At 42.9% G+C, this 25237-nt stretch carries 30 protein-coding genes, 1 tRNA gene and 1 pseudogene; 18 read left to right on the forward strand and 14 right to left on the reverse strand.

All coding sequences use genetic code 11. The annotated features are described in order from the left end of the window. Positions 1-28: 28 nt before the first annotated feature. Positions 29-688 carry a zinc ribbon domain-containing protein gene (locus NWE91_05980; protein MCW3985939.1) on the reverse strand — a complete coding sequence of 220 codons (660 nt, stop codon included), beginning with the start codon at positions 686-688 and terminating at the stop codon, positions 29-31. A 164-nt stretch (positions 689-852) separates the two neighbouring features. Here NWE91_05980 and NWE91_05985 point away from each other — a divergent pair, with 164 nt between their 5' ends. Then, complete coding sequence (locus NWE91_05985) at positions 853-1200, forward strand: cupin domain-containing protein (protein ID MCW3985940.1); 348 nt, start codon at positions 853-855, stop codon at positions 1198-1200. A gap of 493 nt (positions 1201-1693) precedes the next feature. Next, positions 1694-1900, forward strand: coding sequence for a hypothetical protein (locus tag NWE91_05990; protein MCW3985941.1), 207 nt, complete (start codon positions 1694-1696; stop codon positions 1898-1900). A gap of 307 nt (positions 1901-2207) precedes the next feature. Here NWE91_05990 and NWE91_05995 read toward each other — a convergent pair whose 3' ends face one another. The 3 genes and pseudogenes from NWE91_05995 to NWE91_06005 form a co-directional block, all read right to left on the reverse strand. Next, entirely contained in the window at positions 2208-3065 is an 858-nt protein-coding gene (locus tag NWE91_05995) for a hypothetical protein (GenBank protein MCW3985942.1), read from the reverse strand. Positions 3066-3252: 187 nt separating this feature from the next. Beyond that, positions 3253-3696 (reverse strand): annotated as a pseudogene (locus NWE91_06000) (3'-phosphoesterase). Between the two features lie 24 nt (positions 3697-3720). Next, positions 3721-5601 carry an aldehyde ferredoxin oxidoreductase family protein gene (locus NWE91_06005; protein MCW3985943.1) on the reverse strand — a complete coding sequence of 627 codons (1881 nt, stop codon included), beginning with the start codon at positions 5599-5601 and terminating at the stop codon, positions 3721-3723. Between the two features lie 123 nt (positions 5602-5724). Between NWE91_06005 and NWE91_06010 the strand changes: the two genes are divergently transcribed. Together NWE91_06010 and nth are read left to right on the forward strand one after the other, a co-directional pair. Further along, positions 5725-6036, forward strand: coding sequence for a 4Fe-4S binding protein (locus NWE91_06010; protein MCW3985944.1), 312 nt, complete (start codon positions 5725-5727; stop codon positions 6034-6036). Between the two features lie 59 nt (positions 6037-6095). Continuing rightward, entirely contained in the window at positions 6096-6743 is a 648-nt protein-coding gene (gene nth, locus NWE91_06015; GenBank protein MCW3985945.1) for an endonuclease III, read from the forward strand. A 368-nt stretch (positions 6744-7111) separates the two neighbouring features. On the opposite strand, the gene NWE91_06020 is transcribed toward nth, so the two are convergent. The 6 genes from NWE91_06020 to fen form a co-directional block, all read right to left on the reverse strand. Beyond that, positions 7112-8401: an endonuclease Q family protein gene (locus tag NWE91_06020; GenBank protein MCW3985946.1), complete on the reverse strand. Its 1290-nt coding sequence runs from the start codon at positions 8399-8401 to the stop codon at positions 7112-7114. Next, entirely contained in the window at positions 8398-9672 is a 1275-nt protein-coding gene (locus NWE91_06025; protein MCW3985947.1) for a VTT domain-containing protein, read from the reverse strand. The genes NWE91_06020 and NWE91_06025 overlap by 4 nt, the downstream gene beginning before the upstream one ends. Before the next feature lie 20 nt (positions 9673-9692). Then, positions 9693-10391, reverse strand: coding sequence for a 5-formyltetrahydrofolate cyclo-ligase (locus tag NWE91_06030; GenBank protein MCW3985948.1), 699 nt, complete (start codon positions 10389-10391; stop codon positions 9693-9695). A 78-nt stretch (positions 10392-10469) separates the two neighbouring features. After that, positions 10470-11672: an aminotransferase class I/II-fold pyridoxal phosphate-dependent enzyme gene (locus NWE91_06035; GenBank protein ID MCW3985949.1), complete on the reverse strand. Its 1203-nt coding sequence runs from the start codon at positions 11670-11672 to the stop codon at positions 10470-10472. Positions 11673-11983: 311 nt separating this feature from the next. Next, on the reverse strand, positions 11984-12316 hold the full coding sequence (locus NWE91_06040; protein ID MCW3985950.1) for a hypothetical protein: 333 nt from the start codon (positions 12314-12316) through the stop codon (positions 11984-11986). A 123-nt stretch (positions 12317-12439) separates the two neighbouring features. Next, positions 12440-13477: a flap endonuclease-1 gene (gene fen, locus NWE91_06045; protein MCW3985951.1), complete on the reverse strand. Its 1038-nt coding sequence runs from the start codon at positions 13475-13477 to the stop codon at positions 12440-12442. A 77-nt stretch (positions 13478-13554) separates the two neighbouring features. On the opposite strand from fen, the gene NWE91_06050 reads away from it, so the two are divergent. From NWE91_06050 to NWE91_06065, 4 genes are all read left to right on the forward strand, one after another. Beyond that, a tRNA-Gln gene (locus NWE91_06050) sits at positions 13555-13630 on the forward strand. Positions 13631-13809: 179 nt separating this feature from the next. Beyond that, complete coding sequence (locus NWE91_06055; protein ID MCW3985952.1) at positions 13810-13980, forward strand: hypothetical protein; 171 nt, start codon at positions 13810-13812, stop codon at positions 13978-13980. A gap of 22 nt (positions 13981-14002) precedes the next feature. Next, on the forward strand, positions 14003-14338 hold the full coding sequence (locus NWE91_06060; GenBank protein MCW3985953.1) for a DUF2178 domain-containing protein: 336 nt from the start codon (positions 14003-14005) through the stop codon (positions 14336-14338). Continuing rightward, the gene (locus NWE91_06065; protein ID MCW3985954.1) at positions 14338-14562 is read left to right on the forward strand and encodes a helix-turn-helix transcriptional regulator; all 225 of its coding nucleotides are present in this window, start codon (positions 14338-14340) and stop codon (positions 14560-14562) included. Before NWE91_06060 ends, NWE91_06065 begins: the two co-directional genes overlap by 1 nt. 326 nt (positions 14563-14888) lie before the next feature. Here the strand turns inward: NWE91_06065 and NWE91_06070 are convergent, their stop codons facing one another. Beyond that, positions 14889-15842 (reverse strand): HEPN domain-containing protein, encoded by a 954-nt coding sequence (locus NWE91_06070; protein MCW3985955.1) that lies wholly within the window; start codon positions 15840-15842, stop codon positions 14889-14891. Positions 15843-16070: 228 nt separating this feature from the next. Between NWE91_06070 and NWE91_06075 the strand changes: the two genes are divergently transcribed. Beyond that, positions 16071-16490, forward strand: coding sequence for a hypothetical protein (locus NWE91_06075; GenBank protein MCW3985956.1), 420 nt, complete (start codon positions 16071-16073; stop codon positions 16488-16490). Positions 16491-16623: 133 nt separating this feature from the next. Here NWE91_06075 and NWE91_06080 read toward each other — a convergent pair whose 3' ends face one another. Beyond that, complete coding sequence (locus NWE91_06080) at positions 16624-16851, reverse strand: tautomerase family protein (protein ID MCW3985957.1); 228 nt, start codon at positions 16849-16851, stop codon at positions 16624-16626. Positions 16852-17050: 199 nt separating this feature from the next. Here NWE91_06080 and NWE91_06085 point away from each other — a divergent pair, with 199 nt between their 5' ends. From NWE91_06085 to NWE91_06110, 6 genes are all read left to right on the forward strand, one after another. After that, positions 17051-17641 carry a class I SAM-dependent methyltransferase gene (locus tag NWE91_06085; GenBank protein MCW3985958.1) on the forward strand — a complete coding sequence of 197 codons (591 nt, stop codon included), beginning with the start codon at positions 17051-17053 and terminating at the stop codon, positions 17639-17641. A 263-nt stretch (positions 17642-17904) separates the two neighbouring features. Then, positions 17905-18255, forward strand: coding sequence for a MoaD/ThiS family protein (locus NWE91_06090; protein MCW3985959.1), 351 nt, complete (start codon positions 17905-17907; stop codon positions 18253-18255). 66 nt (positions 18256-18321) lie between these two features. Next, on the forward strand, positions 18322-19389 hold the full coding sequence (locus NWE91_06095) for a Xaa-Pro peptidase family protein (protein ID MCW3985960.1): 1068 nt from the start codon (positions 18322-18324) through the stop codon (positions 19387-19389). Positions 19390-19481: 92 nt separating this feature from the next. After that, positions 19482-19955 carry an Lrp/AsnC family transcriptional regulator gene (locus tag NWE91_06100; protein ID MCW3985961.1) on the forward strand — a complete coding sequence of 158 codons (474 nt, stop codon included), beginning with the start codon at positions 19482-19484 and terminating at the stop codon, positions 19953-19955. Between the two features lie 161 nt (positions 19956-20116). Then, positions 20117-20905 carry a hypothetical protein gene (locus NWE91_06105; GenBank protein MCW3985962.1) on the forward strand — a complete coding sequence of 263 codons (789 nt, stop codon included), beginning with the start codon at positions 20117-20119 and terminating at the stop codon, positions 20903-20905. A gap of 72 nt (positions 20906-20977) precedes the next feature. Continuing rightward, positions 20978-21286, forward strand: a complete 309-nt coding sequence (locus tag NWE91_06110) for a YdhR family protein (GenBank protein ID MCW3985963.1) — start codon at positions 20978-20980, stop codon at positions 21284-21286. A 644-nt stretch (positions 21287-21930) separates the two neighbouring features. On the opposite strand, the gene NWE91_06115 is transcribed toward NWE91_06110, so the two are convergent. Further along, the gene (locus NWE91_06115; GenBank protein MCW3985964.1) at positions 21931-23091 is read right to left on the reverse strand and encodes a hypothetical protein; all 1161 of its coding nucleotides are present in this window, start codon (positions 23089-23091) and stop codon (positions 21931-21933) included. Between the two features lie 365 nt (positions 23092-23456). Next, positions 23457-23666: a hypothetical protein gene (locus NWE91_06120; GenBank protein MCW3985965.1), complete on the reverse strand. Its 210-nt coding sequence runs from the start codon at positions 23664-23666 to the stop codon at positions 23457-23459. Positions 23667-23801: 135 nt separating this feature from the next. On the opposite strand from NWE91_06120, the gene NWE91_06125 reads away from it, so the two are divergent. The 3 genes from NWE91_06125 to NWE91_06135 are packed head-to-tail and all read left to right on the forward strand — an operon-like array spanning position 23802 to position 25225. Further along, on the forward strand, positions 23802-24254 hold the full coding sequence (locus tag NWE91_06125; GenBank protein ID MCW3985966.1) for a hypothetical protein: 453 nt from the start codon (positions 23802-23804) through the stop codon (positions 24252-24254). Between the two features lie 3 nt (positions 24255-24257). Further along, complete coding sequence (locus tag NWE91_06130) at positions 24258-24731, forward strand: hypothetical protein (GenBank protein ID MCW3985967.1); 474 nt, start codon at positions 24258-24260, stop codon at positions 24729-24731. A 2-nt stretch (positions 24732-24733) separates the two neighbouring features. Continuing rightward, on the forward strand, positions 24734-25225 hold the full coding sequence (locus NWE91_06135; GenBank protein MCW3985968.1) for a hypothetical protein: 492 nt from the start codon (positions 24734-24736) through the stop codon (positions 25223-25225). Positions 25226-25237 lie beyond the last annotated feature (12 nt).

Below are 25237 nucleotides of genomic sequence, written 5' to 3' on the forward strand. Positions count from 1 at the left end.
AGTGATCTCTAGAAGGCGAACGCACACGTCATTTCCTCTTCTTAGCATGCGATATCGGTAAAGCTGCCAACATCACCGCTCCACTGTCCACCGCAGGTTTCAGCAAATTCTCGCCACAGTAGGGACATATTCTAAACTCTGCCAATACCTCTCGCCCACAAGCTGGGCACAACTTATATTTCTTAACCTCCCTCTCCAAGCGTTTCATCATCTTCTTCAACCTTTCAACATCATTTTTCAACCCTTCTACGCTCTTGTTTAAGGGCCTAATATTCAAGACCTCGCTACGCACATTAAAAACAACGTCTCGCAACCCAGATAACAACCTACTGTTGTTTTCCAAAGTTTCACTCATCATTTCCAAAATACTCGTTTTGGCCTCTAACAACTCCACATCAGATTGATTTTCCTTCTTCCCGTCTTCTAACACTTTTCCCAGAAATGTTTCAATAGGATTTTGCAGTGCGATTAATGTTGTTCCACCCCAAAGAAAGAATACCGCCACTAAGGAACAAATCAAGTAAACAATTGGATCAATGGTCTCTAACAGCCGAGTGAATGGGTAAATCGCTAAGAGTAGCGGTTCACTTTCATCGCCTGTCAACCATAGAAAACTGTCTAGAACATGTAACCCAGCTATAAAAGTCAAAGAACCTAAAATCCAAACAGCAACACCCTTCCTGACCACGATGAACAACTCCTCTAGATAATAACTCTAGAAGAAAAATACACTTCTCATTAATTAAGCCAGTATTCTCAGAGAAAACATATGTCAAAAACCGATATATGTCGGTCAGAAGAGTTGGGCTAATTTTAAATACAGCTGTTCTTTTTTGTGAATGTGTGATTTACATGGGATTCAAAGCGCTGCATTTTTCAGAAGTAGAGGCAGATGAAGTAACGGAGAGTGGTGCTGAGGGAGTTAAAGTTCGTTGGCTAATAACCAAAGACGACGGGGCAGAACATTTCGCTATGCGCTGCTTCGAAATTGCTCCAAGAGGGAGCACCCCTCATCACTCTCACAAATGGGAGCATGAGGTTTTCATATTGGAGGGTGAATGTTTAGTTGTCTGTGGTGACCAACGAAAAAAAGTTGGCCCCGGCTATGTAGCTTTCATTCCGCCGAACGTGATGCACCACTTCAGAAACGAAGGAAGCGGGGTTTTAAGGTTTCTCTGTCTTGTCCCCCATCATGAATAATCAGCTAATTTTCCTTTTCCCTTGAAATTGGCAACTTCACAGCTTATAGCCCGTCTTCGCCCTAACTTATTTACCAACAAGGCAAACTTCTAGAGCTTGTAGCCATTTTAAGTTCATCCACTGCTGGATTTATAACAAATAGCGCAGTTGCGTTCATGAAAACTAGCAAGTCAAGGTCATAACGAAGAAAATCGCGAGTTTTGCGCTCTCAACCCATTGGTGCCTTCTTCCATGATTGAGTAGACTCTTTCTCGTTGTGCTCAACCTCACAGTTGTATTTGATCTGCGTACAAACACGCGTTTGATCCCATCGACTTATGTTGCCAGCAACGCAAGATGCTTCTTATAACTCCTGTTGGATTACTCTCTGAGCAATTATTGAATGTTAATTATGTGTTTGAATCGAGCAAAGAAAATGTATTTTTAATATGTATTTTCAAGTCGTAAAGGTTAATGGTTTGCCCTCTTCATTTTTTGGCTGAGGTGAAATCATTTGAACAGTGTTTTGTTTGACGCTTCTAAGGATTTAATTGACGATGCCAAAGCTGGATGTGCTGACTTGGTGTTCAAAGAAGTCTGTTTAGAGATTTTAGCACGCGCGAAAAATGTTTTGGATGATGGAGAGTTTAAGGCTTTATTGAAGTATGCATCTGAACGAATGCAAGAGAAAACTGTCATCTCAGTTGATGCAGTAAGGTAGCGTCAGCTTCAATCATCCTTTTTTGTTCTTTTCTTAGTTTGTGTAGCAGTAATACGTGCTCTTTTGGGACTCTGTGCTTTAGGTTTTCTATAGACTACCAGTGTTCTTCTCCGGCATATGCGCGCGCGCGAAATGAAACTAAAGGACCGAAGAAGAGGGGTAGATATACTAAGGAAAGTTAAACCCTTAGAGAAAAAAGCTATCATAAACATGAAGAAGGCACTTGAGGAATGGGAAACGCCATGAAAAGCTTTACGCACCCAACAATCTCCATTTTTTTCACTGAAAAGATGTAAGAAAGCGAAGGTCAGAACTTCCTAGGTATTCTTGTCAAAACTTCCTTGTTATACCCACCAAAGACATTAGTGGCAAGCTTGAGATAATCAATCGTTTCAGGGTCTACACCCATTAATTTGGCTGCAACCGCATCAGCCTCCATCGAGTTTTTACTTCCCACAAAAATGCCCGATTCCTTTATCTCGTTAATCCAGTAGCACGGTGAGAAGAGGCTGCGGTAGATTTTATTAATGTCTACAATGCTTCGGGATAGGTGGCTGTCGTTTTTGCCATGCCATTTTCCATATCGTGCAGGGTCAGGGATCAAGCCGAACAGATTTTTGGTTGAGAGCGAGATTTTTTCGCGGATTCGCCAGCTATTGTTGAGGCTGATGAGGACGCTGTCTCGAAGTTCATAGATTTTGGTGGGTACAAAACTGTACAACTCTTGGCTAACAAGTATTCCGTATTTGTTATCAACGAACTCTCTAACCTCGTTGGGATCGAGGGTTCTCGTTAACCAGATTTCTTCTGTGACGTTTATGTACTCAACATCATGCTTTGCCAAGATTTCATCGATGCCGCTGTATTTGAGAAACCACTTGTCTTGTTCTTTAATCCACTGCCACTTCGCTTTGGCGTTACTCGGAGTTATGACATCTCTTGGTTCTGGTCCAGTATTAAGTTCGTTTCTCCACGCTGAATAGCCCTCAATCACTTTGATTCTGCCTTGCAATGTAGAAAAAAGCTTGTCAAGCGTCTCAGCTGAAGTAAAAGTATGCGCGTTGCTCCAGTTTGGTTTTACTACGAAAACCACGCTTTTGACATCAAGTTCTCTAAGGAAGTGATAAAAGTCTTTTTTACTTCTGAGCTTACCGACCACAACCATAGAGTAGCATCTCTACAAGACTACGACTACAGAATATCCAGATTTATTAAAATAGTGTTTCATTTCTCTAGAAATCCCTACTTACATTTGGAACCTATCAAGCTCCCGTTCAGAGCTCATAGTGGAGAATCAAGCCACGCACAAACATTCAAGCTTCTTCCACATTATTGGAACATCTAACATTGAGTCAAGCACACTTTTTCTTTTTAAAGAACAACCAATTCTTTTTACCCTTAAATCTAAGGAGAAAATAGATTCCATTCAGCTTTTCGCCATGAATGTCAACAACTATTTTGTTATCCTTCCGTTCCAGAAGCGTGTAGCTCCCGCTATCCCAGATTTCCACCGTACCAGCACCGTACTCACCTTCGGGTATTTCACCTTCAAAACTAGCGTATTCAATAGGGTGGTCATCCACCTCCACAGCAAGCCTCTTGATTCTTGGCTGGGTTGGAGGAACCTTTGGAACCGCCCAACTCTTCAGGACACCGCCCATTTCTAATCTCAAGTCATAGTGAAGATGGGTTGCATCGTGCTTTTGAATCACATATATGTTCCCTTCATCTAACTTCTCCTCACCTGTTGGCTCATTTGTCTTACTCAAATCTCTCTTCTTCCTACACTTCTTAAGCCCCTAGCTGCCATCACTTGCTTATTAGACACCCACTTCCTCTGCAACTTCATACAAGTCAAGGGAAACAAGCTTGACCTTTGTGGGGACACCATTCGATGACCATCCTCGAACTTGATAGTAGTCATCAAGCATCCTTTCAAACTCGCTTCTTTTGATTCTACTGCCTTTAGAAATCCCTTTGGGAATCGGATCTTCAAACACTCGAGCAGGCAGAGAGTCAGCCTTTCTGTCAAGCCCTCCTCTGGCGTTGAAAGCTCGCTGCAGGTTATATACTCTCTCACCAATCGCAAAGAGATCAGTTACACTCAGTTTCATTCCAGTAACTGCCTTAATCATTTCAGGATAAGCCTCAGCGAAGAACATGTGTCTAGTGAACTTGCAGACTCCAACAATATCATAAAGGGTCATCAAGTCCTCGTGAACCTTTATTTCATAACCCTTGTTCTCAGCTGAAAACCGGTCTATACCAGAGAATTTCCACCATTTTCCAACAAGCTCCGTTCCATAAACCACTGCTGTCAAGTGGTCACCGCCGCGGACAGCGACTGCCAATGCTAAGCCCATTCCCTTGATTCCTCTGATGTCATAGGCGGGCAATTCAAGTCCTTTTGAATGGATGGCGAAGTGACTGGAGCCTTTGCCCAGCTTTTCACTGGCAGCCTTTACGCCATCCGATAAAAGTGCGCCAACTTTCCCTTCTCGATGAGCCATCTTCCCCAAAACTTCGAGCGTCGCGTCTACATTTCCGAATTTTAACTCAACGCCGTCCAAATCTTCCCTGGTAAGCAACCCTCTCTCGGAAGCTTCCATGGCCCACGAAACAGTAAGTCCTGCAGAGATAGCGTCCAATCCGTAAAGGTCGCACATCATCTGGATGTGACACAGTGCCTCAAAATCATCAATTTCAAGGTTTGCCCCTAGAGAATAAATTGTTTCATATTCCGGACCGTCAAGTTCAGTCCCTGCGTATTTGCCTTCATTGATTCTAACGATCCTGCCACACGGCTTGGTGCAGTTTGGGCAACCTTTGTTTCTGACTGTGTATTTTGGCGACCAATAATAGGGATCCAAATGGCTCAAATCTCCTTCTTTGAGGTTGTCGAAAGACTTTTGGAAGTAGCCTTGTTGCCAGTTGCGACTCGGATGAACTCCTTTGTCTTTATTCATCCAAGCATAGAACTCTCCTGTTCCGTACTTCATGTCCAGTTGCGAGCTAGGGTTTTCTCTAATACTCTTAGTCCATTTAATAACTAAATCACGCAAAGCTTGAGCGTCAGCATATTCAATGTTAGAAGTGCCTTTCACAGCAAGTGCCTTCAATTTTTTGGAACCCATAACGGCGCCAACACCCGTTCGTGCAGCCTGTCGCTCATCGCAGTCAATTCCAGCTATTCTCGAAAGAGTTTCACCAGCTGGCCCAATCACGGCAGTTGAAAAACCTTCATAGCGCTTCTTCAACAGAGCGGCAGTTTCACGCACGTTCTTGCCCCAAAGCTCCCCCGCACCATCCACCTTTACTACGTCATCAGCGATAACCAAGACAATAGGGTTCGAGCTTTTTCCTTGTATTACTAGAAGGTCATATCCAGCCTTTTTCAATGCAGGTCCAATTGATGCACCCGCGGCTGCCTTTCCAAAGCCACCTGTTAGAGGAGATTTCGCTAAGAAAAGTGTTTTCGAAGCAGTCGGGATACCGGTCCCTGTCAGAAGCCCTGGTGCAATGATTAGCTTATTATCTGCGCCAAGAGCATCTAAGCCCTTTTTTGTTTCCTTGAAAAGCAAGGTGCTTGCAAAGCCCATTCCACCTAAAAATTTGCGCGGCCATTCGGGTGGCAGTGTTTCTGCCTTAAAAGCGTTGGTAGATAGGTCTACTCTCAATATTTTGCCTGCATATCCTTTCAATTTCTCCACCAATGCCTCCTAGATAGCGTCGAATCATGATTAAGGTTTTCTGTAAAACTTGAAAAAAGCAAATATATAATGGCACTTGGATAGTAGTGAAAGAATTAGGAGGAATTGTGAAGGATGCCTATCGACCCCGACTTTATGAAGAAATCGAAAGTGGACACCCATAACGGTCATGACGTGAGAGGAGAAGTGAACCCTCCGAAGAAACTTGGCATTCATGGAACTCAAGTGGCCGTAGACCAAGACCTATGTAATGGAGATGCCATTTGCGTCTCAGTTTGCCCCGTTTCAGTTTTTGAAATGATCGATACGCCTGGGCATCCTGTTTCGGAACAAAAATCAGACCCAGTGAACGAGCCTGAATGCATCTTCTGCGGAGCTTGCGAAGTCAATTGTCCAACTCGAGCGATTAAGATAACAGAATCATAGCGGCCCCGTTTCTACAGCTTCGCCCATTCCTTGGAGGAGAGATAAAGGCAGTCTGCAAAATGAAAGATAAGGAACTAGTTCAAAAAATCATCCAACTTCTAGCAGAGGAACACCCAGATGCGAAAATAGCGCTTCATTACAGCAACCCGTTGGAGCTTCTAGTTGCAACAATACTTTCAGCTCAATCAACCGATAAGATAGTCAACGAGGTCACGAAGACCTTGTTTAAAAAATATAGGAAAGCGGATGATTATGCAAATGCAGACCTTAAGGAACTAGAAAAGGACATAAAATCTACTGGCTTTTATCGAAACAAAGCTAAATACTTGAAGAAGATGGGGCATATGCTTGTGGAAAAGTTCTGGTCAAAAGTGCCGAAGACAATGGATGAATTGACTACACTGCCTGGAGTGGCTAGAAAAACTGCAAACATTGTATTGTCTAACGCCTTCCAAGTTGTTGAAGGAATCGCCGTTGACACGCATGTTCGAAGACTCTCCCAAAGATTAGGATTGAGTGAGAATAAGGACCCTAACAAGATAGAAAGGGATTTGATGAAGCTTGTTCCCAAGGAACAATGGGCGAAACTTAATGATTTGCTCATATTTCATGGCAGACGAGTTTGCACCGCCAAGAAGCCTAACTGCGGGGAATGTACAGTAGATAAGCTATGCCCTTCAGCTTTCACATTTGAATTATCATCCTAATCTTGGGAGATTCGTTGGCAACTGCTACAGCTGTTTCAAGAGATTTCGGCCTGAGCCTCTGCAACTGCACCGTAAGCTCTAGTCCATTTCTCCAAGGATCTACACTCCAGATGAGCTTTAAGATGCCCCGCAAGAATGTGCAAACCAAGAATCTTGAAGTTTGATTTTAGAAGGTTTCTTAGGGAGAGAGCAGACGCTCTCAAAGTACTTGATTGAGTCGCATTACAGAATGGGAAGCTCAGTGAGAGACATAGACGCTGAAAAACCCGGAAAAGAGAAAAGATTGAACATGGAAATGAAAACAAGCAGATTAGAGAACGCGTGCTTAACTGGCCCCATGTATTTTCATGTATGTGTGCCAGCAGGTATTAAGTGTGGCTACACCATTCCGTCAGACTGCGTTGGGGAACTTTGCTAACTCTCGACTTCGTCTTGCGCTCTTCAAAGAGAATAAGTTGACCATAGACCCCATCATAGCCAGGGATGACTTGGGCTCTTCCTTTTCTAACCATAACAACCGCCTCAGCGATTTTTGGGTCAACAACCTTGGACAGTTCTTCTGCAGAAGCGTCAATCAGCACATTATATTCGCTGCCAAACTTGGCCATCAGGCTATTGAAGACGCTCCAGACGTTTTGCACGCTAGGAGATGACGCGTTCAAAACTGTTGCAATGATTTCTGACAGTGGCAGTAGATGCATGTAGCCGATAGCGTTTTGCGGCTTGAAACTTGCTGGTCTGTCCGCTAACTCTTCAACTCTTTGTTCCACGCCCTTCGTTAGTTTATTACGACACATTGGGCAAAGATTACCAAACTTTATTGCTTCTTGCGGCGGCATAGAGACATTGCAGCTTCTATGTCCAGACCAATGATATTTGCCATAGGCTGGGTTTGTTTCGATGGTGAACTTGAACCGTTCTGGGTCTTTCTTGCGAATTACGTCCACAACTTCGTCATATGTGAGCTGTTCGAGGTCTAAAACGTTGGCTTCTCGTCCAATTCTCCAAGGCCAGCAACTGTGGCTGTCGCTGTTTGATACTAGGGTAAACTTGTCTAAGGCACTTATCCGCCAATTCATAGGTGGGTCGGAAGACAAGCCGGTTTCTAAGGCGTGAATGTGTTTTGTCATGTCTTGATAGCAATCTTCTATTTTGTCGAAGCCACTGAAGGCACCGAAAAGGCTGAACCACGGGGTCCAAGCATGAGCGGGTATCACTTCGTTATTTGAGGAAACAGACATGACTTCCTCCACCAGCTGCGACGCAGACATTTCAAGCGTAGGTCTTCCATCAAGGCTCAAGTCGCCATACTGTGCTAGTCGATCGTTGACTTGTATCGCCGTCTCGAAGTTGGGCGTCAAAATTAGATGATGAATTTTCTTTGTTTCGCCTCTGAACATGAATATTGTGCTTACTTCGCAGGTTATCATGAAACAGGCTGAGTTTGCGAATTTGGATGACTTGAAAAGCCCCTTGCCTGGCGCTTTAACTAGATCTTCTTGCAGCTCTTTCATCCATTTGGGATGCGTAAAATCTCCTGTGCCTACTAAGTTCAAGCCTTTTATTTTGGCAAATCGCGCAATCTCTTGGATGTTTATCCTTTTGCTTGTGGCTCTACTGAAGCGGCTGTGAATGTGTAAATCAGCTATAACCCTCAAGTTCTTTCGCCTATCCTCAAGTCCTTGAAGTCAATGACATTCTCAACTTTTCCTCTGTTTGCAACATATTTGTCAAAGAGTTCTTCCCAGTCAACCCGATATAGGGCATATATAACGAGGATCAGAAGCACAGCCATTATAAGTGCGCCTATCCAGCTTCCTGTGTCTCCGAAAAGGAAAATGAGAATGTCCCCGTAGACCTTGCCGAAGGATGCTAGGATGTAACACATGAGAAGCTTCCCTAATATGGCTGGAATGAACGCTTTGAAAAGGTTGTACTGCAGTATGCCTAGTGGAATAAAGAGCAGGTCGTCTGGAAGCGGGGTTAGTGCAAAAACAAAAATGGCAGCGGGACTGTATCTGCCAAAAAGCTTGAGGAAATAACGCATTTTTCTCTGTCTTTCTTCGCTGATTATTCTTCGTCCGTAGTATCCAAGAAAGTAACCTGAAAGTTCTCCAATAGCAGAGCCAGAGCCTCCTGCAATTGTCAGCAATATAGGGTTCCATCCAGCAGCAGCTAACCCTAAAATCACCAGCGTATAAGGGATAGGAATGATAATCGTCATAGTGCCTATCAGACTAACTAGAAAGACGCCGAAATATCCAAACTGCGATGCCACATCATACATCCAATTTAAGAAAGAGGGTGCGCGCAAATCAACGTTAGTCGACACTGCGGTTTCTGTAATTTCTACAGTGATGTCTTGGCGATACAGAATCACATGAATCTTGAGAACTATTCCAGAAGATTTGTCGTACCAACGCTTCATAATAGCTGTGGTCCAGTTGTATTCAATAACCCAGCAATCTCTTTGTTGTCCCAGAACGTTAATTTGCTCACTTCTGCTGATGACGTTAATTCCATAGAATATGTCTACAGTAGACCCGATTGTGACGTCTGTTTCAATCCAGAACGGGCATCTCTCACCAATATAGTTTGGAACTGAAGAATTAACTATTTCACGAGTAACTACATTTATCGTCCAATTGGCTTCGCCAAGTGTTATCACTGCATCTCCTTCAGTTACATTTACCCCATAAGAGGTCAAGTGTAGGTCAGCAAAATCGTCTGTAAGTTTGGTTATGCTCCAGGTCATGTACTCCGTCTGATTATGCCCGGTCCATGCGAACAACTGCTCATAAGTCATGTATGTACCAAATTTCAACCAAGATGGTTTAGCTACTTCTTGGAACCGTGTATACAAATAGACAAGTGTTAAAGACGCAATGATCAACAACACAGCAATTAACAACAGTCTCTTTCTATTCATGCTCGTAGCCTTCATCGTGTTCAAGCGTCGAAGATGGTGCAATCGTATCGTGAGAGCAAAGACACGTTGACGCCCCATTTTTTAGTTGCAGTGATTTGGGTTCGACTGCATTTAACTCTAACTATTCGAGTTGGCGTAACAATTATGTCGACGCTTTCATCATGCACCTCATAAGGCACCAATTTCACCAGTTGTGTGTCATGAACAGTTGTGACTACTGGAATATTGCCAAACCTACGTTTCAACAGTTGAAGCTCTCGGTCTCCGAAACCGCCGCCTTTTCCAAGCCTATGTCCATCCTTATTCACAGCCACGCAGCCAGTCACCACAAGGTTCGGCTTCGGAAGATTGTCGGCTTCGATTTTTCGTCCATATTTGAATGCCCCTTTTATGGTGGATGCAAAACTTTCTTTCTCCTGCACATTATCCGGAGCGACCAAAAGAAAACCATGTTTCAGTTTCGGCGAAGCCATGATTAGAAGTTTGTCTTCTCTCAGCGTGTTCTCCCTGACTTTGTGCTGTGCGAAGTCGGGGTTTGCAAAAATTATTGATGCGTTGTTCCATTCAGGTAATGACCTGACTCTGTTAGCTGCCTCTTCTGAGCCTGTAAAGTTTGGAATTCTGCCAAAGCATGGTAGTGGGAATTTCGCTATTTTCTTTTCTGTCATTTCGCGCCAGATAGTTTCTCTGAAAGCTCTTTTCTCTTCTTTCAAGCCCATTATATTTTACGCAACGAAGAACTTTGAATGTGTATTATGGAAAAAATTGGGTTGTGCTGGCCGCTTATTTCACTCTGCCTAGATTAGACCTAGCTTCTTTCCCCCTTCCTCAAACGCTTGAACTGCCTTGTCTAAATACTCTTTTGTGTGTTTAGTGCATAGTTGGACTCGAATTCTCGCCTTGCCGCGCGCCACCATTGGGAAAACAATTGGCAATGCAAAGATGCCTTTCTCCCAAATGATGTTTGCAAGCTCCTTCGCTGTTCTGCTTTCTCCACACATAACCGGTACAATTGGAGTCTCACTATTTCCCGTGTCAAAGCCGAGGTCTTGCATTGCTTTGAGGAAGTAGTTGCGGTTTTCCCAAACTTTTCTTACGTGTTCCGGCTCAGTTTCAAGAACATCGATCGCTGCGATGCATGCCGCAGCTACACCTGGCGGTACGCCTCCGCTGAGAAGCCAGCTTCTGGATTTGTTATAGGCAAAGTTTCGCAGGTCTTCGCAGCCTGTTATGTGTCCTCCTATGACGCCGAAGGCTTTGGAAAACGTTCCCATTTCAACGTGCACTTGGTCTGGGGTTAGGTTGAAGTGGCTGACGATTCCGCGGCCGCCTTCGCCGAGGACGCCTTCTCCGTGGGCATCGTCTACATAAACGCCTGCTCCGTGTTCTTCAGCGATTTTGGCAATTTCGCGGAGAGGAGCGAGGTCGCCGTCCATACTGAAGACTCCGTCAGTTAGAATCCAAATGTGCTTGTAAGGTGGTTGGTGTTTTTCAGCTTCGTCCATGGCGCGGGTCAGATCTTCAACATTTTTGTGTTTAAAGATTGCTCGGTCAGCGTGGGTCAAGCGGACACCGTCTATGATGGAGCCATGGTTAAGCTCATCAGACACGAAAAGATCACCTCTACCACATAGTTGGGGAATTAATCCTTCGTTAGCCATGAAGCCAGTCTGGTATGTTAATGAGGCGGGAGCTTTCTTGAACTTAGCTAAACGGATGTCCAATTCTTCATGTAGCGTCATGTTTCCTGCAATGGAGCGATCGCTCCCTGCACCTGCTCCATAGTTTTTGGTTGCTTCCAGCATAGCGTTGACAACTTTAGGATGTGTTGACAGGTTGAGGTAGTTGTTGGCGCAGAGCATGATGACTTCTTTGCCATCGATGGTGCAGACGGGTTCGCTGGCAGTTTGAAGCTCTTTGAGCTCCCAGTTCAAGCTTTCACTTACGAGGCGGCGGTATTCTTCGCCCATGTATTTTGTTGGATGACGTTTTAATTGCACACTGTTCACCTCAATAGACTATTTTTCTGCTTTCCTAATGCAACTAACATTCTCTTAACTTTTATCGCTCTAGGTTCCATCGATTTTTGGGAATTTAAATTATAAGTTCTTTCTGTCTCAATGCGCGCGCTTGAACATCGTTTATCATATCTCGTTGGATTTTAAAATGTTAGCAAAATTGTAACGAAAACTGATGCCCAGCCAATGCACATAGTTATTTTTTTGTTGGCTTGCTTTCTATTTCTTAATGACAGAAAGTTTTTTCACGACGGAACTGGAACATTGAGGAATCAAGAAGTGAAGCAGCAAAGCTAGGTTTTCTTTTTACGTTTTCTTGTGGTTCTTTTCTTTCGCGCTCTTTTTTTCGTTGAAGCTTTCTTCAGTTCTTCTTTTGGCTCAGTTTTTGGCTTTATTGTTGGCTCTGGCGATGATACGGGTGGTGATGGCGGAGCTACTGTTGTTGCTGACGCGAGTGTTGCCTGTTTTGGTCTTGCCATGTATCCAAGCCCTATGAAAACAACGCCGATAACGGCTAGCACATAAAGATAAAGTTCAGTTACTTCGGTTAAAGGTGCAACGTAAGCATAGATCGCTATTATGAAGCATACTATTGCTACAACATATAAAGCGTAATCGGATCTCATTCTACCTGCCTCCCAGAATATCATAGGGTTCTGTGGCAATGGTTTAAATAATTTTCTGATATTTTTCTGTCTTTTTAGAGTGTTTAGACTGTTTTTCAGAAACCTTGGCGCAGAGTAAACAGGTTACATGCTCTTGGTAAACCATTTTTCAAGTCTTGCTTGCTTTTTTAGTCTGTGAATTTCTTTCATTCTTTGAACAATCGTTTTCACCCGTTTCTGAGCGAAGTCTCGCTGATCGCAGAGAAAGTGAAAAAGCTCCTCTTCACGCAAGGGATTATAACTAAGATCGTATTCTGACGTTGTTTTTGGATGAAGATAAATTTCTCTTACTTCCTTGTACTGTGGTGGGATTTTTGACGAAAATTTGCTTGGCAGATTTTCTATTCTCCCATGTCCTTTGACAAGTTTGAGAGCTGTTTTGGGTCCTACACCTTTTATTCCTTTATTGAAATCTGTTCCAATCAGAATCGCCAGGTCAACAAGTTGCTGACGTGTTATTTCATGATGCGAAAGAAGTTGGAATAAGGTGATGAGTTCAGGCTTCAGGGGTCTCGTTACTCCTTTGCTTGGTAGGTATTCCCGTCCATGAATTGTTAAGAACCGCAGCAGTTTTGGTGCTCCAAAAAGAACGCAGTCGTAGTCTTTGCTGCTTGCGGCCCAGACATCACCTCGCATTGCCATGTAAGCGGTTTGGGCCTCTGCTTCGCTTGGAGCTTGCACGTAAGGGATTCCGAGAAGCGTGAGTAGTTTTTTAGCGTCTTCTGTCATGCTTCGTGTTAGTCGGCTTGTCATGACCGCTTTTGAGAAGGCTTTGGCGTAGTCTCGGGCTTTCAGTGCTTGTTGCCATTCTTGAAGGGCTTTCTCTCGCTGTTCGCGTCTCTTTTTAATTTCTCCTCCCTTTAGTGCTGGTGGTTGGCCGTCAAATACAAAGACAAGGTCTATGTTAAAATCGTGTATTAGGCGGGTGGATCGGAACATTAGACCTGTAAGGTGGGATGTGATGTTTCCTTTTGAGTCTTTTAGAGGTGTTCCGTCTCTTGTTCGTATGAGGGATAGAAATTGGTAGAGGTAGTTGTTGGCGTCTACTGCGAGGCTTTTGCCTTTTAAATCGTTTAGGGTGAGAATCTGTTTTACCATGATTGGAGTGAGGTTGACGCCCATAGCTTTTCCCGCTTTTTAGCACTATGTATAAGTGGATGTTAAGATTTTTACGATGGTTACGTGTATAGGCAATGTGGAGCCCGGTGGTGTAGTGGACAAGCATAGAGGGCTTTGGACCCTCAGACGAGAGTTCGAATCTCTCCCGGGCTACCAACGCTTTGCCAAAAGCAGTATGATTTAAGCCCCGTTGGGCGTTACTGCGCGCGCGCTCTTTTCTATTTCTGAAAGTTTAAAAAAAACAGAAGATTTAAATAGTAGATGTGTGTTATTTCTAACATGATGTTAGATGTGTCTAACATAATGTTGGAATTGAATAACAGAGGTGGATTAGAATGAGAGGGCGAAATGTGTTACTGGCGTTGGGAGTGTTAGTGTGTTTGATTGGAGCCTTTTTAATGTTTGATGGAAGTATCTTAGGGGAGAATACTGCGGGCATAGCAACTGTGATAGGGATCACAGGAATCGGGATAATAACTCAAGCACGCAAAAGAATAGAGAAATGACAAATTGCAGGAGGATGATGCCATGATCGATCTGCCTTGGCCTGTGATGAGTATCGTGATACTAGCCACCATCGTTCTAATCGGTATATTAGTAATTTGGAAAAAACTGGAGGACAGGAAATCAAGGTTTCCGGCCCAAGACGAACGAACCAAGAAAATCACTGGAAAGGCGGCAACATACGCTTTTTTCATTGGGTCGTATTTCATGATTGCACTTATGGCTGCAAATCTTATCAATCGAGAATTTGCGGGTTTACCTCTTCTCGATGCAGGGTATGCTTTGGTAATATCAATCCTAGTGCAAAGTCTGACATTCCTTGGATTACGTTTGTACTTCAACCGAAAAGGCGACTCATAATGGCATTTAAAACCAGAATTAAGGAATTCAGGGCAAGATATGATCTAACACAGGAGGACCTTGCGAGGAAGGTTGGTGTAAGGAGAGAAACCATACTTTACCTCGAGAAGGGAAAATACAATCCTTCATTAAAGCTAGCTCATGAGGTAGCCAGAGTTCTGAAAACAACAATAGATGACCTATTTATTTTCAAAGACAAAAAAGAGAACATTAACCAATTCTAGAGTTATCTTCCACATTATCAACTGCGAAGTACATTGTATAGAGTGGAAGTCAGGATAAGCGGAAATCAGACCTTTGGGGGTCCTACTTCGGGAGAAAACCTAAAAGACTTTTCGGAAATCCTTAGCTTTATATATCAAATGAAAAGGAAAGAATGAAAAGCCTACGCTTGTTCACGGGTCTCCCAAGTTTAATAGAAGCTCTACTCCTAAAAATATTACTGTTTTCTTTTGGTTCAGCTATAACTTTTCCGCATTTCATAATTATTGAGAATTTTCAGAGGCTTTTCTCAGAATGATTGTCGGCAAGAAGTGGGAGAGTGAAGCGTCTATCCACTTTGAAAATTCAAATCAACTTCTTTAGTGGTAACTACTCGACCTGCTGTTAGTGATTTTTTGCTCTTGACATGAATTATCGCTTCTTCTTTAGCAAGGTCAGGTAATTTTGACTCTTTCCCTTCTACCGCTTTTTGAACTCTCAAAAACTCCAAGAGGACAGAATTTACAACACTTTCAAACCACCTGAGACTTGGAGAATACGTTTCTCTACCTTCAACGTAGTGTTTTACATATTTTCGGTCCAAAGAATCAGCAGAAAGGGTCCCAATTGAGATTTCAGTTCCGCCGTGAGTAAAAGCATTTCTCATGTTATAGGCTTCTTCTATTAGGGAGAGAAGGAGTTTTCTGTCTCCCAGTTCCTCTTCAAAAGAACTTGGGAGATACTTGAGGATGAACTCTCTGAAGTTCTCTCTTATCTTGTCGCTCTTTATGACTTTGTTTGAAATGGCTTCTATTGCTGTCATTAGAAGAAAAAATGAAAGTGTTGGGTTATCATCAATTAAAGACAATGCAGTTCTGTAGACGCTACAACTTCTCAAGAACTGCCTCAACACATCCAAATCTAGCGAATGAAGTTTCTTAAACAAGTCTTCAAAATCAGATGGGAACTCTATCTTCCCTTTTAAAAATGACGACCGCTTCTTTTTCAGGGTTACTTGCACGTTATTGACCTTAGTGGAATCAAACTCTACCTTCATTTGTAGTATTAGTGAAAGTAGTGACTGAATATAGTCGCCTTCTTTCTCAGGGTTGGAACTTGTTTGACCAGATTTCCATAAATCGTAGAACTCAAGAAGAAGGTTCTCACGTGTATCGTTTAGTGATTCTCTGGCTGTGGGAATTGAACTGATTTTGTATTTGTCGAATGTAGCTTCTCTTAATCGTGGTTCTAAGGTCTTTGAAGAAGTAAATAGGAGTCTAACATCAACACCTTCTTTGCTCATAGCTTATCCCCTTATGTAAATAATTGGTCGGTATATTTGTATCTCCACTCAATTATATAGACCAAAACAAAATCGAGTTCTTCCAATTCAATGCAACTTCTCCGCATTACTCACGTTTTGAGGTTTGTTTTCATGGAAATCTTTTTGTCTGAACTATGATTAGATTTTTGTGAATGCATGCAAAACTCTTTTGGGGCTGAAAAGCATTCTATATGATGGGCAAGATTCATGAAGAAACGAACCCTCATTGTAATAGTATCCCTTGTAGCAGTTTCAGTCGTTCTTGTTTTATGGGGAGTCTATCTCCTATATGACTTGTATAGACCAAGAACCTTTTATGATACGGGGATTAGCGATGAAGAATATATAGAGATAGCGAGTCGAACATTGGAAGCTCAGAAGTTTCTGGAAAAATATCCTAATGCAACTATTTATGTAGATAGAAGTGGTGCCTTAGCAGTTGATTACGGAGTGACCAACAATATCAAAAATAGGCATTTAAGACTGCGAATTTTTATAGATTGGAGAACTAATCAGCCTTCAGACATGTTTATTGATTGTTCGGGAACCTACATCAGAAAGAATCTATTAGAATATTTAGAAACTGAAAAATGTTTTGAGCAAATCTCAGACGAAATTGAATCCTAGTATCATTCTCTTTCTATTGGTATCAGCCAGAATCCTTGTGCTTCGTATTGGTTTTGTTTGTTACTAGTTTGCTGTGCATGAGTACCATAGATTTCTTCAGAAAAAAAGAGGGACGATTAGGTTTGTTTTCTCCTTATCCTTCTAGGATGGCTTTCAGCATTTCAGGAGTTACAGCATTTCCGCCTATGCCCCAGTTTCCAAAGTCGACCTCATCGACGACACACCAGGTGTGAGGGAGAAGTTTATTCTTTAGAGGTCCGGCTTCAATCTCAGCTACGACCTCGCTGACACGCGAGATCATTTCTTGTATTTTCTCTTTCGTCAGAGTCCCCTTCAATATTTTAATGTTGATGAAAGGCATTTTTACTCAGATTTAGCTATGGGTGATACTATAAAAAACTATCCCGCGTAAGAAAAGAGGAAAAACGCATGCATGCAGGAGGAGATTTGATGATATCTCCCCGCTGAGTAGGGTTCAAATCTCTCCCGGCCCACTTTTTGGAGTTTCTCCACAAGTCATAAAAACTAACATGAAGCTTATCGAAAATCTAGGATGGAAAATGAGAAAGGTGGTTTGGGCAACTCCTCTTTACAAATTCCTAAGACAGTGTAACGCTAGCCCACTTGATAAGACGGTTCTGGACTGCGGCGCTGGCGGTGATGATCCTCCTCTTCAGCTTTTCTATGAATATGGATATAAAACGTTTGGAGTAGAAGTTGCAGAAAACCCGTTCAAACAAGCAAAGAAATTCTGCAAAGAGCATGGCATGGAACTAAACATAATGAAAGGGGACATGCGTCATCTCTCATTCAAAAGCGGATCTTTCAGCTTTGTCTATTCCTTCAATGCAATCTTTTTTATGACAAAGAAAGATATCGCAGTTTCAATGAAAGAGATTGAGAGAGTACTGAAGCCAAGTGGGTTGTGCTTCGTGAATTTCGTATCGGTTGATGAACCTGACAAAGGGCCCTTCTGCAAACCTTTTCTCGGGAGTCAAAGGTTTTCTCAACATGAAGATGATGAACCTGACAGATACTTTAGCAATTTCGAGATAATCCACAAAGAGAAGAGAATCATAGACAAGAAAACAGATGGTAAACGGTCAGTTCAAGCATACATTGACTATATTGCTGAGAAAAAACGAGATTAGCCACTTAGTAGAAGGCTATTGAGAAAAAAAGGAGATTGGGTGATATCTCCATTTTGTTGAGGGAGTAAACTTGTTGCAGAAGGCTGAAGGCTTAACAAAAAAGAGAGGGTTGGTATAAATTCTAGTCTAGACGATGGTTTCTCCCGGGCTACCAACCACTCAGTTGAGCAAGATTCTATTTTCAGGCTAACACCGTAACTTTGTTTAAGCTTAGATTTGCACTTTTATCGATTAGTACATACAATTTCCCTTCCGCTTACAACATGACTCTTTTAGAAGAGTTAAATAGACCCGTCGAAAAATATTCTTTGAAGACGTGGCTTAACATGAAGGTGAAAGTGGAGTATTTAGGCTTCATCAAGAACTTACTTAACAAACGAGTTGAAGAACTCGAGTTAAACGAGGGAGCTTCGCTTCAGGAACTACTGAGTGATTTGTCAAATCTTTATGGAACGCCTTTCAAAAAGGAAATTTTTGAGCCAGGTCAAAAAGATGTTAAAACAGGTTTTGTGGTCACTGTAAATGGAGTGCTGATTGGACAGCTTGACGGCGTAGAGACAAGGCTAAGGAACGGAGACCAAGTTATACTTATGTCGCTGATGAGCGGCGGCTAGGCAGAAGTCCACAAAGGTTATACTCTATTTTTATCAACTAGAATTCTTTATAATGGAGGATGTGCGTTGAGGAATCGAATTAAAGCCTTGAAAACTGCCTTCAAGAAAGAATTTGACGGCTACTTAATCACCAACCTGATTAACATGCTCTATTTTACCGATTTCTCGGGTGCCGCTGCGATGTTAGTTCCAAGCGAAGATGAAAGTATCCTTTACGTCTACAGTGTAAATTATGAAGGGGCAAAGGCTGAAGCTGAGAACTGTAGGGTAGAACTGGTGAAACGTGGCGAAGACTTGGTTAAGAAAGTTGCCAAGCAGATTAAGAGCCTAAAGTTAAAGAAGTTAGGCTTCGACACAATGAATGTTAAGACATATCAGAAATTCAGCAAAACTCTTATGGACACCGCTAAGCTCGAAGCTAAGAGCGAATACGTTTGGAATCTTCGCAAAGTAAAAGATGAGGATGAGCTGAGGAAAATGCGAAAAGCTGCAGAGTTGACAGTTGAGGGCATGCAAGCTGCCTACGAAACAATTAAAGCTGGGCCTCGAGAGTATGAGGTTGCCGCTGAAATTGAATATGCGATGCGCGTCAGCGGGTCTTATGGCGTAGCTTTTGACACTATAGTTGCCTCAGGTTCCCACTCGGCTTATCCCCATGGGGGATGTGGTGAACGAAAACTTGAGACTGGAGATCTTGTGGTTGTCGATATTGGGGCGATATACAAGAACTACCGTGCAGACATGACTAGAACGTTTGCGGTTGGTAAGCCGTCTGCAAAACAGGAAAAAATCTATACAGTGGTGAGAAGGGCTCAGGAGAAAGCTTTTCAGGAGATGCGGGAGGGAGCGAAGGCTGCGGAATCAGATGCAGCTGCAAGGAGTATTATAGAGAAGGAGGGGTACGGTGAATATTTTGTCCACGGTCTCGGTCATGGCGTTGGGCTAGAAGTTCATGAGCAGCCTGTTTTGAATCCTACAAGCAAAGACATACTAAAGGGTGGAAACGTGGTTTCTGACGAGCCGGGGGTGTACATCGTTGGCTTCGGCGGTTTTCGAATTGAGGACACAGTGTTGGTGAGGAAAGACAGAGCGGAAAGATTCACCAGAGGGCTCTATGTTTTAAAAAAGTCATAAAAAACGCTAATTTCTAGCGGAAATTAAAAAATCGTACATGTCTCAAAGGTAATCATATAATTTATATATTACTTTGCAGCTTATGCAAAGGCATGCATCCTGACAAAATTCCGAAACTTCTGTACGAATTGATTAAGAACTCGCGAAGAAGCGATAGAGACTTAGCAAAGGTCCTAGGGTTTTCACAACCTACCGTTACGCGGACAAGGAGAAAACTTGAAGACGAAAAGTATGTTTTGCAATATACTGCGCTCCCAGACTTCACCAAGCTTGGATTCGAACTAGCAGCATTTACTTTCACACAGTGGCTATCAGAGGAAAAAGCAGATACTGAAACACCTTACAAATGGCTTGAAAAAGACCCTAGAGTAGTATTTGTTGCTGAAGGCAACGGACTTGACGGAAAAAATTCCATAATCGTCACTATGCACAAGAACTACACTGATTATTCAGAATTTATTGCAGACCTGCAGAAGACAAAGACTGTCCAAAACGTGAATTCGTTCATAACAGCATTAACTGGAATAAAAAAGCACCTTACTCTTGCAGATCTTGAAAAGGTCTAGGCAAAGCTAGGGAATTTAAGCGTCAACCTATCGTTTCAAAGATGATCTTCTAAGAGCGTATTCCCTGCAAGATTGATGTCCCCCAAGAAAATGCCAAAGGAACATATCACTCGTACTTCACATTTATTGGAGAAGAAGCAGTCAAATATCTTCACTCATATTTGAGCATCAGACCTGACATATCTGATGAAGACTACATATTTCTGAAACAGGGAACAACTGAAAAAGCAAGCGCCAAGTCGTTGAGTAAGATGTTTGCTCAAACAATGCAGAAGCTGAAGAAGAAAGGACTAATGGAAGTTAAACAGAAGCAATGGCATAAACCACGAGACGTTAGACTGTATAATTTACGGGAATGGTTCAGAAAACATAGCCATCAAGCTGGTTTTGAACTTGTCCAATTTTGGATGGGACATATAGTTAGAGCTGGGCAAGAAGAGCATTACAGACCTAAAGATGTGGAATTTCACAGGAAACTATATGCTGAAAAAGCCATGCCATTTCTGAGACTTGAAAAAGCCACACCTGCAGAAACGGAGAAGACCATTGAAGAATTAAAACTACAACTCACAGAAAGAGATAAAGAAATGGAAGTTATGAAAGAAAGCTTCCGTAAGATCCAACCTCTAGTGGATTTTGTGAATACTTTTAACGCTCCCGAAGACCTTAAAGAAATGCTAAATTCGCTTAGCTACGATATGACCGTTTCTTCCTATGACCCAAAAGTGTTGTTTGACCAACATGTAGCTAAAAAACTTGATGAGATTATGAAAGAGAAGGGCATAACACAAAAAGAAGCTCTTGAGCTACTTGTGAACGAAACTTGGAAATCAGTTAAAGAAGGTGACAGAAGGCGCTTAGAAATAGCCAAAGCTCATGGATTGCCTATAACAAAAGAAGATTATGAAGAGCGAAGGAAAAAAATGAGAAAGAAGCAAACACGCAATTGAATTCGCAAGCGCGCGAGAATAATCTTTTAAACCGTAGGGACATAAAATGCGTACGAAAAGGAAGTGAGAAAAATGAAGAAGATTCTGCAGATAAATCTAAGGTTCAAGGTGACAAAACCCGAGCTTGAGAAAGCCTTTCTGGAAGTCGCCCAACCTATCGCGAATGTCAGAGGGCTACTTTGGAAGGTCTGGATTGTGAATGAGGCTGAAAAGTCAGCAGGTGGAATCTACCTGTTTGAAGATGGTGCCTCAGTAAAGGCATATCTGAATGGAGAAATCGTTGCAGGGATAATGAGCCATCCAGCCCTAAGTGATATTGAAGCAAAAGTATTCGACATACTACCTGAACACACAAAGATTACTCGTGGTCCTGTGAACTGACAAAACTCTAGGAAAACAATAACCTCCCCCCTTTTTCCAACGTAACCTATTATTTCACTTAAACATACGGGGAACTAATCACCAAACCAGACTCGCAAGGCTGTTCGCCTTGCTCCCACCCACCCATCCCCGCTTAGACATATTAAAAACATCTGCTATTCTTAAGCGCGCGCAATTGAAAGGCGGGTGCACGCGAAACTGATTTTAATCACCGTGGCTTATGATTAATGGGAGTAGGAATGGCTGAGAACGCTCAACGTCTTCAAGCAGAACTATCTGTTGCATTGGGGCGCTCAAGGGATTATGCCAAATTCTGGTGTTGCTCAATTTGTGGAACACGAAATAGTCTCCAAAGAAGCAGTTGTAGAAAATGTAAGGTTACCCTTCAAAGCCAGCTGATAGCTATATCAAAAAGCGAGAGTAAGTAACTGCACACTGTTCCAAGTAGAACTCGCTGAACTAGCGAAATTACACCAGCTGTTCTAGGCTAGCTTGTGGGTTCTGCCAATTTTCCTTCTTCTTCTATGAACAAATACGCGCGCATGTGGAAACCATCTGAACTTGTTAACTGACTGAGTGTTCTCAGATATAGATGTGTTGTGCAAAGGTATGATTTTGTTTGATAAATCTTAAAAAAGAAAGGGTTATGGGAGGGGTTTTTTGCGGCTTAGCATTATTGCAAATGCTGCTATTACTACGCCGATGATCCCGATACCGATTCCTGCATAGCCGATGATTGTTGCAGTATTCAGTTTTGCCTCTAGGTCTTCGGTTCGAGTTGCTAGGTCGGAGTCTGCTTCACTAAGGATCGTTTCCAAGCTGTTAATTTCGGTTTCCAAGTCCGCGATGTCATCCATTAGTGTATCTTCCAGAGCGGCTAGCTGATCTTGGAGGCTAGTCAGTTGACCTTGCATTGTATCTACCTCGCTTTGCAGAGTATCTACTCGGCTTGTTAAAGTGTTCAGCTGGTTTTGTAACGCAGTCAGCTGGTCTTCTAGGGTGTCTAATCGGTCTCGCAGAACGTCTATCCCTAATAGCTCTGCCAATGAGGGTGCTTTAGCTGTCCACTTGACGGCGTTCAATAGTATGAGCCTTGTTGGGAGGTTTTCAGGCTCCTTATCCCAAATATGCACGACTCTTCCTTTGTCTGGCGGGGCGTAAGCAGACACATATGCCCAAGTAGTGTTTGCATACTCGTTTGCCAGCATTGTGTAGTAGGGATAACTTGTTGTACCAGCCATCGCTGTAACGTTGTATCTAGCGTCGCCCCCTGTTCCAGTGATGTTTTCGCCAACTGTGTATCCAGCTGTTACTGGATGGGCTGCTGAAATCTGCGCTGTGTCCATGGTGCTGTAGTCCCAGTAAATGTAGCGACCATTGTCGCCAGCTGATTCTTCGGGGAGGATACCATCGTAGCATAGATATTCAATTGTGCTGTCAAGCGCTACGAGGCCTCCACCACTGTTGTTCCAGAAATCGTAGATCATGGCGTTTGACGCGATTGCCGGCCAGTTGTCTGGGAAAAGAAGCACGTCGTAGCCGTCTAGGATGCCTGCTTGTATTTGGGCGTCGGTAACGGCTTCTGGTAGTATGTAGGGGTCCTTGTCGAGTACGTCGATTGCATCTGCAAAATTGTTACTATTTCCTCCGATTGCGTACGGTGGATATCCTGATGCGTCCAGCACAGCAACTTTGACGTATGCATTGGATGAGCTGTCTGCGGCGAGCGCACAGGTTATCTGCCAGCTTGTCAATAGCGTAGCCACGATAAGTACTCCAAGTGTTGAGAGATTTCTTTTCTTCATTTTCTCACAAACCACCTTTAAACAGCGTTGTTGTTTCACGTTTTCGTCTAATAAAGCTATTGCTTGGAAATCAGGCTACTGCGCGCGTGTATGCATACATTCAAACGCGCTTACAACTGCTGACTGAGGTCAGCATAGAGATTCGGTATTTGCAACCTTTACACGTGAGACATCGGAAGGATCCCCCCCCCCCGCAAGCGGACACCCCCCTTGACCTAGTCTCACCATAATATTACTGGTTAGAGAGGGTTAATAGATTCAACTAGAAACAAGAGAAAAACAAAAGCAAAAATAGGAAAAGAGAGCAAAAAATAGAAATAACGTTTACTACAAGCTCTCTCTAAGACAAAACAATCAAACAAGACTCAAGCTGAATAACTGTACAAAGCTTCTTTTCTTTTAAATCCGATAACTCTCCATTTAGTGACTATTAGAAGCACTCCACTGTCATCAAGTCGCTTATACGCTAACAATACCTTGTTTGAATTACTGTGTAGTGTTATCTCCTCAACAACCCATTCTGGACTGAAACCAGATTCAGCCATTGTCTTAATGCAAGAACGAAGAGAAACCAACTAGCTTGCAGACCTCCTGCAAACTGAAAAAAGCCATGAACTAGGGCTATGCCTCGAAAAAATATGTAACCGTGTAGAAAACAACTTTATAATATCTATCTAATATCACTCTATCACTATGAGGTTAGACAAAGCATGCCATTTTCGTTCCGCATCAAAATAAACCAAAACGAGGTTGAAATTTCAGGCACACAAAAGGAGGTTTTGAAAATAGTTAAGGATCTCCCAAAACTTGTTGAGAATATTTCCAAAGCATTCGCCCACATAGACTCTAAAGTTGGTGTCACCCAAAAATCACCTGTAACAGTGCAGTTGACTTCTCCCACTACCAAACCGTCCAGAATGTACCCCTCAATCAAGAAGGCAAAGAACTGTAGTCAGGCTGTTTTAAAGCTGCTTGAAACTGAATGGGGGGCTTGGAGACCTAGAACAACACCTGAGATCACTGAAGCTTTGAAGGCGAATGCTATTCATTATCCATCCACAACCTTGTCGGGTGTATTATCTTGGCTTGTGAAAAAAGGGAAAGTGAGACGATGGAAGACTGACGCTGGGTACGTGTACATTTTGGCCAAGAAGGAGGCTTGAGTATTGCCAGGGCACCTACGAATACGAGTGAAGACGCCTTTCGGCGAAGTTATTATTGAAGGTAATAACGCAAATGATATTTTGGATATGCTGCAAGAGATGCCCCCTGAGTTTATGGAGAGAATTGGCGATCTGGTTTCATCGAAGCTGACACCACCTTTGCAAGCACAGTTGGATGGAATTGTAGAGTTTACTACTAAAGGCCCAGTAATTACAGCGAGACGTAAACTTACGCATTATGAATCTATTGGGCTGGTTTTGTATGCTTCTGACGGAAAGACGAATACGGCGACGCAAATTGACCGTTTGCTGCAATCTAGCGGTGTGAAGTCGATGGTGCCAGCAAGGTTGAATGAGATGACGAAGCGGGGTTTGGTGTTCAAGCCTGACCCCGGGCGACCGCAATTTAGATTGACAACGCAGGGTGAGAAGTGGGTTGAGGAGGAAATTATGTCGAAGTTGAAGGAGAGCACTTGACGTTGAGTGTTACGGTGCATGTTAAGTATAAGGACATTGAGGAAACTTTTACAGGTGATGTTGACGATGTTTGGGCGGGCATTAACCAGTTTTTCGGTAAGATGATTCCGCTTTTTGAGGCGACGCGGGAAGTGGTTCTTACTGTGGATTTAGTGGAGATTGTTGAAGCTGCAAAGGGTTTGGTTGCTGTGGCAGAGGAGGGACCGGCGGTTTTGGTTCCTAAGGAAAAGTTGACTGATAATGAAGGTTTGCTGTTGATGTTGCTTGCAGCTTATATTGGAGGGCGGTTGGGCGTTCTAGACAAACCGTGGTTATCAAAGGAAGAGATGCAGATTTGGCTGGGAAAGAGCGGAAAGATTACAGGTACTCGGCTTGGCGAGCTGTGTCGTAAGGGTCTAGTAGTGAGAGTAGAGGATGTAGGTTTTCGGCTTTCGATCTTAGGGGTCAAGCAGTTAATAGATGAGGTCTTGCCGCAGATTCGAGGCAAGGCTTAGACTTTAGAGTTC

Source organism: Candidatus Bathyarchaeota archaeon (assembly GCA_026014805.1).
In the GTDB taxonomy this organism is placed as follows: Archaea; Thermoproteota; Bathyarchaeia; order Bathyarchaeales; family SOJC01; genus JAGLZW01.